The organism is Pseudomonas hunanensis, assembly GCF_013393325.1.
Classification (GTDB): Bacteria; Pseudomonadota; Gammaproteobacteria; order Pseudomonadales; family Pseudomonadaceae; genus Aquipseudomonas; species Aquipseudomonas putida_P.
In genome coordinates, this window is record NZ_QJRC01000069.1 from 25,443 (window position 1) to 36,229 (window position 10,787).

A 10,787-nucleotide genomic window follows, 5' to 3' on the forward strand; every position below is an offset into this window, starting at 1 on the left:
CACTTTTAGCAAAGGTGTAGTTGCGATGAAACGTGTAGGTCTGATCGGTTGGCGCGGTATGGTCGGTTCCGTGCTCATGCAGCGGATGCTGGAGGAGCAGGACTTCGACCTTATCGAGCCGGTGTTCTTCACTACCTCCAATGTTGGCGGCCAGGGCCCGAACGTGGGCAAGGATACAGCGCCACTGAAGGACGCTTATTCGATTGAAGAACTCAAGACCCTCGACGTGATCCTGACCTGCCAGGGCGGCGACTACACCAACGAGGTCTTCCCCAAGCTGCGTGAAGCCGGCTGGCAGGGGTACTGGATCGACGCCGCTTCGTCCCTGCGTATGCAGGATGACGCCGTGATCGTTCTCGACCCGGTCAACCGCAAGGTCATCGACCAGCAGCTGGACGCCGGTACCAAGAACTACATCGGCGGCAACTGCACCGTCAGCCTGATGCTGATGGGCCTGGGCGGCCTGTTCGAAGCCGGGCTGGTCGAGTGGATGAGCGCCATGACCTACCAGGCGGCCTCGGGTGCCGGCGCGCAGAACATGCGCGAGCTGATCAAGCAGATGGGCGCCACCCATGCCGCCGTTGCCGAAGACCTGGCCAACCCGGCCAGCGCCATCCTCGACATCGACCGCAAGGTTGCCGAGGCCATGCGCAGCGAAGCGTTCCCGACCGAAAACTTCGGCGTGCCGCTGGCTGGCAGCCTGATCCCGTGGATCGACAAGGAACTACCGAACGGCCAGAGCCGCGAAGAGTGGAAGGCGCAGGCCGAGACCAACAAAATTCTCGGTCGCTTCAAGAGCCCGATCCCGGTCGACGGTATCTGCGTGCGTATCGGCGCCATGCGCTGCCACAGCCAGGCGCTGACCATCAAATTGAACAAAGACGTGCCGATCGCCGACATCGAAGGCATGATCAGCCAGCACAACCCATGGGTGAAGCTGGTGCCTAACCAGCGTGAAATCAGCATGCAGGAACTGACCCCAACCAAGGTCACCGGCACCCTGAACATCCCGGTTGGCCGCCTGCGCAAGCTGAACATGGGTTCGCAGTACCTGGGCGCGTTCACCGTGGGTGACCAGCTGCTGTGGGGCGCCGCCGAACCGCTGCGCCGCATGCTGCGGATTCTGCTGGAGCGTTGATCGCTCTGCTTTGACTAAAAACCCGCGCTGGTGACAGCGCGGGTTTTTTATTACCAGCATGCGGCGCGGCTCCTACAAAAATCGCCTTCTGCCAGGCTTTTTTTGTTTTGTAACAGCGGCGTCCTGGAGTGGCAAAATGCCTGGCTTAACGAGAAATATTCTCATTATAATCGGCCTCCCCAGTTTGCCTGAGCATAGGAAAGTGCTGACGTGCTGGAACAACTCTTCAACGAACATGCCACCGCCTTGCACCGCTACCTGCTGCGCAAGAACTGCACGCCCAGCCTGGCAGCGGACATCGTCCAGGAAACGTTCCTGCGCCTGGCACAGATGGATGGAGTAGAGCGGCTGCTCGCGACCCCGGCCTACCTGTTCCGCGTTGCCCACAACCTGATGATCGACCATCATCGGCGCTATGGCAGCAAGCGCTACGAGGCCGAGCCGGCCAGTATCTTCGACGGCCTGATCGATGAAGCCAGTTCGCCAGAGGACCAGGCCCTGGGCGCATTAGAGCTTGAGCGCCTGCACGCAACCCTGGAGTTGCTGCCCGAGCGCACCCGCAACGTGTTCCTGCTGTGCCGGGTGGAGGGCATGACGCACAAAGAGGCTGCCGAGTATTTACGAATTTCCACAAGTTCCGTACAAAAACACCTGGCCAGTGCCCTGGCCAGGATCGGCCGAGGGCTTGAGCCTGATCACTAGACCAGGCGCTGACCTGGCCGGGCTACCAGAAAAACACCAACAGGCAGCAAACACCGCACCGTGAACCCCTCAGAACCTGTTGACCCGATCGAGCGCAAGGCCGCCGATTGGGTCATGAAACACCGTCAAGGTCGCCTCGGTCCCGCCGAGCAAGCGGCCTATCGGCGTTGGCTGGAAGCCGACCCCCGGCATGCTGCCGTCGCCCAGCGCCTCGACCGCGCCTGGCAAGCCAGTGCGGCGCTGCGTCAGGGGTATGTGCGGCCACCGCGTCCAGCTCGCGCCGCCGGGCCGCTGGGCTGGCTACAGGCTATATGGCAACGGCCATGGGCCAGTGGTGGCGTACTCAGCGGATTCGCGATGGCCTGTTGGTTGTGGCTGGCGCCGCCATTCTGGGTGCAGGGCCTGGGCGCCGACTACCAGACCGGCTATGGCGAAGTGCGCCATGTCACATTGGGCGATGGTAGCCAGCTTGTGCTGGGCAGCCGCAGTATTCTCAGCATCGCGTATGACGGCCAGCGACGTATGGTGCGCCTCAAGCACGGCGAGGCAGTCTTCAGCCCTTCACCCGTTGGCGAAGCGGAGCCACGACCCTTCACTGTCAGCACGCCAGGGGCAACCATCACCGCTCGTGGCACTCGTTATCTGGTCGCGGTCGACAAGGATGACCGCTCTGGCTGGGTGGGCGTGCTGCAGCACAGCGTTGAAATCAACCTGGTTTCCCATGGCCTGGACGATGTTTCGGCATCTGCCGTGCTGCAGCAAGGCGACAGTCTGTATTTCGGCCCACATGCCGGGCTCAAGCCACTGGAGCAATCCCCGGAGGAACTGGCCAGCTGGCAGGAGGGCAGGGTGGTGCTGCGCCAGCAGACCCTGGCCCAGGCAGTCGAGCAGTTAGGCCGTTATCGCGCAGGGTTGACGCTGGTGCGCGGCGATGCGCTGCGGCGCCTGCCGGTGAATGCCGTGGCACGGGTCGACCACGTCGATGACTCCCTGAGGCAGTTGGCCAGGCAGGCACATGCCCGGGTGCTGGAGCTTCCAGGTCTAATGCTGATTTACTGATCTAAAAAAACAATTTAATAGATCATATCGCTCTACTGTGTTTTCCAGCTTCGCACGTTACTGAATGCAAATAACTCTTATTTGTCTTTAGCTAGGGTGCTTGGAAACGATGTCAAAGGGAGCTTCAGGGCGTTTTGCCCCCCAACGTGGAACGCTGAGCCTGGGGATTCAGCTGGCACTGTTGGCCTGCTGCGGCGCCACGCCGGTACTGCCTGCCATGGCCGCCACCGACCCGGCTGGCGACGCACGCAGCCAGGCCGGCCAGTACCATCAATTCGATGTGAAGGGCGGGGCACTTGAAGATGCCATGTTGCAGCTGGCACGCCAGGCGGGCGCCGAGCTTTACCTGACCGGCGAGGCCTTCAATGGCCTGTACGCCAACCCGGTACAGGGCCGTTTCTCTCTGGAAGGTGCGCTCAAGCAATTGCTGAGTGGTTTGCCGATCAGCTTCAGCCTGAGTGGCGGGCCCGACCGCCCGGTGATCCACCTGCAATCGGCCACCAGCGCTGGCACCGATGACCTTCACCCGACCTACGTGTACGGCCAGCGTGACGGCCGCTCGCGGGACGAGAAGGGCTACAGCGACATCTACGACCAGGACATTTCCACCGTCTACGCCGGCAAGGAGCAGATCGAGCGCTACAAGGGCGCCGCCCCCGCCGACGTGTTCAAGGGCATGCTCAACGTCTACAGCGGCGACGCCCGCAACAGCGGTGCGCTGGACCCGAACGTACGTGGCATCCAGGGCCCTGGGCGGGTGCCGCTGACCATCGACGGCACCGAGCAGGCGCTGACCGTGTACCGCGGCTACATGGGGGCCAACAACCGCAACTACATCGACCCCAACCTGATCGGTTCGATCAAGGTAATCAAGGGGCCGAACCTGGAGCGCAATGTCTACAGCGGCGTTGGTGGCGCGGTGGTGGTCAATACCCTGAGCGTCGATGACATCCTCAAGGAGGGCGAAGCATTCGGCGGCGAGTTCAAGATCGAGGGCAGCAACAATTCGGTATCCCCGAAGCTGCCCACACTGATGACCGGGCAGATGCCCGGTGCGGATTACCAGTACATTCCGATCAATTCGTACTACGACCCGTCGCTGTACAAGCACCCGCGTACCAGTAGCAGCAACGACCTGCTGTCGAGTGACGACAAGGCCTATCGGTTGGCACTGGGTACGCGCCAGGAGCATTTCGACCTGATGGGCGCCTACGCCTACCGGGAAAAGGGCAACCACTACGCGGGCAAGAAAAAGAGCAGTTACTACGCCAGTGGCGAGTTGGTGGATGGCAAGTGGGACTACGTGCCCAATCTGGCGCGCATCTACAAGCCTGGCGATGAAGTACCGAACAGTTCCAGCAAGATGGAGTCGTGGCTGGCCAAGGCTACCTGGAAGATCGACGAGGGCCAGCGCCTGGAATTTGGCTACCGTGCCACTGACTCGTTGTATGGCGAGATCCTGCCCTCGCGTATTTCATTTTTCACGCCGGGGAGTACCTATGATGCCGCGACCTACGGCGTGCCACAGTGGCCGCTGAGCCATGTAGACAGCAAGGCCTATAACGTGGAGTACAAGCTCAACCCAGAAGACAACCGCTGGGTCGACTTCTACTCGAACCTGTGGATGACCCGGACCGTCAGCGATACCTACAGCTCGGGTGGCGTGCCTAATGAAACCACCGCGCAGAATCCCGAATTTCGTAATACCGCTGTGGCCAATGCCAAGCATGACCGAGCCGGGCTCACTGTCAGCAACAAGCTGAAGCTGCTGGACAGCCTCGACCTGACGTTGGGCGGGAGCTACCAGCATGAAAAGCTAAGTTCGGGCGACAGCATCTATGACCCGACCACGTTCTCGGCAACGCGTCTGTTTCCCAGGGCCGGGCGTCGCGAAGAGCAGGAATACAACTTCAACTTCGATTGGCAGCCCATTTCCTTTGCACGCTTCACAGCGGGTGGGCGCTACTCCTCGTACTGGTCGTTCGATGATTTTCTCAAGCGTCAGCAGCGTGACACGGGCGTGAGTACTCAGGTTGTCCCAAGCGGTAAAGAGCTCTGGTATACCACGCGTAAACAGCTGTCGCAGGAGGAGTGGCGCGCAGTTGTGGATGAAAAACTTCAATTCGCACAAATGTTCTGGGACATGTTCGGCTATAGCGAAGCCGAACGGCAGGCTGATAAGGCATCTATTGAAGCGAGTACGCCGTACGTTCTCGATGTGGACCAGAAAAAACACTGGGCGCATGACGGCAAGGGAAAGTATCAGCGTAGTAACAACCCGTGCATCGCGGCTGCAGCCGCTGGCGAGGAAATAGTGACATGCAGCGCTGCCCTGTACAGCGGTGCTGCAGATGCTGTCGACAGTGAGGGTAATCTGGTCAATCAGGCAGTCGATACCTCTGCGCGGCACCGCAAGGATCAGGGGTGGGTGCCCAACCTGTCCGCCACATTCTACACGTCGGAGAACGGCCGATTTTACCTTCGTTACAGCGAAGCGATCCGTTACCCAAGCATGTTCGAAAGTACCGTTGGTTTCTCGGCTTCGCTGACGCCATGGGACTTGAAGCCTGAACATGCGCATAACTATGAAGTCGCCTATATCCATAACCTGAGTGGTTGGTGGGGCAGTGAGCAGGCGGATGTAAAGCTAACGTATTATCACAACACGACCAATGACGTCATCGAGCGTAGCCCGCAGTTGGTGTTCTCCAATATAGAGAAACAAACTACCGCAGGCGTTGAGTTACAAGGCCGATACGATAATGGCGGTTTTTTCACTGACTTGAGCGTGGCGCATGTGCTCAAGAATGAAGTGTGCGATGAAAACTCGGCGATGCAACTGGACGCCACCGGCGCTACCCCGAACTGCGTGGATGACGGCTTTATCGGTGGTTACCTGGTGGGTATGGCAATGCCTGAATGGTCCGCCAACCTTGGGTTGGGCGCACGTTTCCTTGACCGTCGCCTGGAAGTGGGTGGGCGTGTCATTTACTACAAGGGACATGACAGCAAGTTTCACAGTAACTACAGCGGTAATCCCATGGTTAGTTACTACCTGAATACGCCATTGTCCTGGGATGACATTGTGACCTATGACGCGTATGTCAACTACAAGCTCACCGACGACGTGAGTGTCGAGTTGGTCGGCACCAACCTTACCAATCTCTATTATTTGGACCCTTTGACCCGGTCGGCCATGCCCGCACCAGGCCGAACACTGAAAATCGGTTTAACAGCAAACTTCTGAGGTGAATTGATTATGGACGGGTGAACGGCGCCGAACGTCGGACGTGCTTGTGTGTTGGATACTATTAACTTATCAATGGATTATGAAATGAAAGCGTTCAATGTTTCCGTACTTGCAGTTGCACTCCTGGGTCTGGCTGGTGTTGCGCAGGCTGACACCGCCTCGGGGCAGAGCTACACAGGCGCCATCGTAGTGGGTGGCGCCCAAGGCAACTCTACCAATCATCCCGGTGAAGCGGGCGCGCCTGCCGTGGGTGTGTCGGCTTTCTACAACGGTACGAAAGTTGCGTTCAGCGGCCTCAAGGGCATGGTCGCGGCTGATACCCATGGTGTGACCACTATCACTACAGCCATGATGCCGCCATCGCACGCTACCCTGGGTAACTTTGACTTCAAGCAGGTTTCCACCCAGCAAGTCTACTTCGGCGAATGGTCGCAGAACGGTACCAACAATGACCCGACCCGCGTCGTCTACTACTCCGGTGATACCACGGGGCGCGTGCTGCCGACCACCAACGTTTCCTATGCCGTCCAGGGCATCAGCAACTACTCCGGTGGCAACCTGTTGTCGGGTGACCTGACTGCGAGCTTCGGCGCTGCTGCCCCGACCCTGACCGGTAACCTGGCTAACGGTGCACTGAAAGTCCAGTTGGCGGCCAACATCGACAAATCGACCGCTGCCTTCTCTGGCGCGGCCCTGGCACTCAACCCGACCAACAACGCGCAGTTGTCCAAGGGCACCACTCAGGGCAGTTTCTTCGGCGCGGGCGCTGCCGCTTCCCTGGCCGGTATCGCCAAGTTCGAAAACCGTAACTACGACACCGCGTTCGGTGGTGTGAAGAAGTAAGCCGACCCGCTTGATACTGGTCAGTTAAGTGCATCAGGGCCGCCTTGCGGCCCTGATTGCAGCTATTTCAAGGCCCCCGAGAGCCAAGCAATGCCCCAGCCTTCACGCCTGCATTACGTCTTGTTGCTGTCCCTCCCGCTTTCTTTCCCCTTCACTGCTTTGGCCGACCAGGACACCAACCTGCGCCTGAACCAGAGCATTGAATACCGCGCCAACCGTCAGGAGCGAGAGCTGCTCAAGGACGAAATCGCTGGCACGACGCTGGTCATCGATGGCCAGACGTACCGGGTAGAGAACAACCTTGATGACCTGGGCCGTGCCCTTTATGTTTCGGTGCAGCGCCAGCAATGGGCGGCTGTGACCGCATTCCGCGCCCGCTACGTCGCGCTGTCAGGCCATGACCGGATGCTGCTGGCCTACGCCGATGGCGCATTGGCTCGCTCGCGTGGCGACTTGGAGCAAGCCGAGGCGCACTACCGCCAGTTGTTGACGTTGCAGGGCGACTTTCTCCCCGGCCAGCTCGAACTGGCCCGGGTGCTGTTCGAAAACCGCAAGGACCGCGAGTCGGCTGAGGCTTTCCGTCAGATCAGCCAAAGCCTGGGCCCAGCCGATGCGCGCAACCAGGGCCTGGGCAATACCGTCGACAGTTTCATCGAGGCGCTGGACCACCGCGAAAGCTGGCAAGGCTCGCTTGCCATCGGCCCGACCTGGAACGACAACCTCAACCAGTCCTCGGAGAGCACCACCCACTACCGCCTGGAAACCAGTGACGGGGTGTACCTGGTCGAGCGCAAGATGCCCAAGGCAGTGTCGGCACAAGGCATCGACTACGAAGCCACACTGAACAAGCGCGTAGCGCTGTCCGGCCACCATGGCGTATTCGGCCGGGCGCTCGCCTACGGGCAGGCTTACGACAAAGAGAGCAAGTACAACGAAGACACCTTCATCGGTAACACCGGCTACAGCTATCAGGACGGGCGCAACCAGTACAGCCTGGGCCCACAGTTCGAATACAACCGCATTGGCAGTGACCCGATGTACTCAGCCTGGGGCCTGCGCGGTGAATGGATGCACAACCTTTCGGCCACGCGCATGCTCAAGCTGGAAGGCGAATACAAGGACATGGCCTACCGCCGCCAGGCCGCGGACACCTATGACGGCAGCGCAGCCTCCGTGTACGCCACTTTGTGGCAAGCCCTGCCACAGCAGTGGGTGCTGTTCGGCGGCTTCGACCTCACCGACCGCAACACCCGCGATGCTACCGAAGCCTACTTCCAGAGGGGCCTGCGCCTGGGCGTTGCCAAGGACTTCGACATCGGCCTGAGCACTGTGCTGTTCGCCTCCTGGCGCACCCGCCAGTACGACGCCTACAGTGCCTTGCTCGATGACCGGCGTCATGAAGAGGAGCAGGGCTATACCTTTATCGTGCGCGCACCGGGCCTGGCCTTCCACGATCTGGTACCCAGCCTGACCTTCAAGTACAACAAGGTGAACAGCAACGTCGACTGGCTGTACAGCTGGGAGCGCAACAGCGTCAGCCTCAAGCTGGAGAAGCAGTTCTGACTGCCAGCCTAGCGACGGCGTTGGCCTCGATCGGGCAATGCGAGTAAAGTGCCGCTCCCGTTTCGCCAGAGGCAGACCGCATCATGAACCCTACATTCGATATCGCCGTCGTCGGCGCCACCGGCAGCGTCGGTGAAACCCTGGTACAGGTGCTCGAAGAACTGGCGTTCCCGGTCGCCACCCTGCACCTGCTGGCCAGTATGGAGTCGGCAGGCAGCAGCGTGATGTTCGCCGGCAAGAAGCTGAAGGTGCGCGAGGTCGACAGCTTCGATTTCGCCCAGGTAAAACTGGCTTTCTTCGCCACTGGCGCCGCCGTCAGCCGCAGCTTTGCCGGCAAGGCGCTGCAGGCGGGCTGCACGGTCATCGACCTGTCCGGTGAGCTGGACGGTGGCCTGGCCCTGGTGCCTGAAGCCAACGCGCAACGCCTGACGGGCCTGGCCCTGCCGGCGCGTATTGTCAGCCCGTGCTCGGCGGCGGTTGCCCTGGCGGTCGCGCTGGCGCCGCTCAAGGGCCTGCTGGACATCGAGCGGGTACAGGTGATGGCCGCGCTGGCGGTGTCTGCGCAAGGCCGTGAAGCGGTCAGCGAACTGGCCCGGCAAACCGCCGAACTGCTCAACGCCCGGCCGCTGGAGCCGCGCTTCTTCGACCGCCAGGTAGCGTTCAACCTGCTGGCCCAGGTCGGTGCTGCCGATGAACAGGGCCATACGGCACTGGAGCGCCGGCTGGTCAGCGAGCTGCGCGTGCTGCTGGGGCTGCCTGAACTGAAGATTTCCGTGAGCTGTGTTCAAGTCCCGGTGTTTTTCGGCGATAGCTTCAGTGTGGCCGTGCAGAGCCGTCGCCCGGTTGACCTGGAAGCGGTCAATCAGGCCCTGGAGAGCGCCGAAAGTGTTGAGCTGGTGGAGCGTGATGATTATCCGACCCCGGTAGGTGACGCAGTGGGCCAAGACGTGGTCTATGTTGGTCGTGTACGTCACGGTGTTGATGAAGACCAGCAGCTCAACCTCTGGCTGACCACCGACAACGTGCGCAAAGGCGCCGCACTCAATGCCGTGCAAGTGGCGCAATTGTTGATTAAACACATGCCGTAAAAGATACTGGCGAGCACTTTTGTCCTGCTCCGCATGCAGGTTTCGGGACGATTCATACAAAGGAAGAGGTCATGCTTCGAATTCGCAAACTGGTTCTGGCCATGGCTGCAGCATCCGCGCTGTCGTCTGGCATGGCGAATGCGCTGGGCCTGGGGGAGCTGACCCTGAAGTCGGCACAGAATCAGCCGTTGGACGCCGAGATCGAATTGCTCGACGTGCGCGACCTCAAAGCCGCCGAAGTGGCGCCGAGCCTGGCGCCACCGGAAGAGTTCAGCAAGGCCGGGGTGGCATTTCCGACCTACCTCGAAGACCTGACCTTCACACCGGTGATCAACCCCAACGGCAAGAGCGTGCTGCGGGTGACTTCCAGCCAGCCGCTGCCAGGGCCAGTGGTCAAGTTTCTGGTCCAGGTGATGTGGCCGCAGGGCCGCCTGCTGCGTGACTACAGCGTGTTGCTCGACCAGGCCAAGGCCCAGGGCGACAAACCGGCGGCGGGCAATGTCACGCCGGCTACAACCGGTGCCAGCAGTTACACCACCCAGCGCCGCGACACCTTGTGGCAAATTGCCGCGCGCAACACCCAGGGTGGCTCTATCCAGCAGACCATGATCGCGATCCAGGCGTTGAACCCGGACGCCTTCATTGGCAACAACATCAACCAGTTGAAGGTTGGCCAGGTGCTGCGCCTGCCCGACCAGCAGCAGATCCAGAACATTGCGCAGGCCGAGGCGAACAGCGAGGTGGCCGAACAATATGCCGCCTGGCGAGAAGGCCGCCGCCTGGGGCCGCGTGCGCGCCAGTTGGATGCCACCCGCCGTGGCGCTGCCGAGGCCGCGCCGTCGCGTATCGCCCAAGGCGACAACCTGCGCCTGGTCAGCCCGGGCAACCAGGCCGGTGCCGGCCAGGCCAAGGCGTTGAATGACAAGCTGGCGGTGGCCCAGGAAAGCCTTGACACCAGCCGCCGCGACAATGAAGAACTCAAGAGCCGCATGAGCGACCTGCAGAGCCAGCTGGACAAGCTGCAGCGTCTTATCGAGCTGAAGAACAACCAGTTGGCCCGCCTTGAAGCCCAAGGCGCAGCCACGCCGGCCCCAGCGGCTGCTGCACCGGCCTCGGCCCCTGCGGCGGCGAGCGTGCCGCCAGC

Annotated in this window: 8 protein-coding genes; all 8 read left to right on the forward strand. The window is 60.9% G+C overall.

Annotation, left to right across the window (positions count from 1 at the left end; translation table 11 throughout):
• Positions 1 to 25 precede the first annotated feature (25 nt).
• The gene (gene asd, locus DM807_RS03630; RefSeq protein WP_012271192.1) at positions 26 to 1,138 is read left to right on the forward strand and encodes an aspartate-semialdehyde dehydrogenase; all 1,113 of its coding nucleotides are present in this window, start codon (positions 26 to 28) and stop codon (positions 1,136 to 1,138) included.
• Between the two features lie 210 nt (positions 1,139 to 1,348).
• Complete coding sequence (locus DM807_RS03635) at positions 1,349 to 1,840, forward strand: RNA polymerase sigma factor (protein WP_012271193.1); 492 nt, start codon at positions 1,349 to 1,351, stop codon at positions 1,838 to 1,840.
• A 60-nt stretch (positions 1,841 to 1,900) separates the two neighbouring features.
• Positions 1,901 to 2,899: a FecR family protein gene (locus DM807_RS03640; protein ID WP_342356470.1), complete on the forward strand. Its 999-nt coding sequence runs from the start codon at positions 1,901 to 1,903 to the stop codon at positions 2,897 to 2,899.
• A gap of 109 nt (positions 2,900 to 3,008) precedes the next feature.
• Positions 3,009 to 6,146: a TonB-dependent receptor domain-containing protein gene (locus tag DM807_RS03645; protein WP_179027059.1), complete on the forward strand. Its 3,138-nt coding sequence runs from the start codon at positions 3,009 to 3,011 to the stop codon at positions 6,144 to 6,146.
• An 87-nt stretch (positions 6,147 to 6,233) separates the two neighbouring features.
• Positions 6,234 to 6,992: a Slam-dependent surface lipoprotein gene (locus DM807_RS03650; RefSeq protein WP_041166420.1), complete on the forward strand. Its 759-nt coding sequence runs from the start codon at positions 6,234 to 6,236 to the stop codon at positions 6,990 to 6,992.
• A gap of 90 nt (positions 6,993 to 7,082) precedes the next feature.
• Positions 7,083 to 8,555, forward strand: a complete 1,473-nt coding sequence (locus tag DM807_RS03655) for a surface lipoprotein assembly modifier (RefSeq protein WP_179027060.1) — start codon at positions 7,083 to 7,085, stop codon at positions 8,553 to 8,555.
• 83 nt (positions 8,556 to 8,638) lie between these two features.
• Positions 8,639 to 9,643 (forward strand): aspartate-semialdehyde dehydrogenase, encoded by a 1,005-nt coding sequence (locus DM807_RS03660; RefSeq protein ID WP_060493361.1) that lies wholly within the window; start codon positions 8,639 to 8,641, stop codon positions 9,641 to 9,643.
• A 71-nt stretch (positions 9,644 to 9,714) separates the two neighbouring features.
• A partial coding sequence (locus DM807_RS03665) for a type IV pilus assembly protein FimV (protein WP_244965000.1) occupies positions 9,715 to 10,787 on the forward strand: 1,073 nt, incomplete at its 3' end.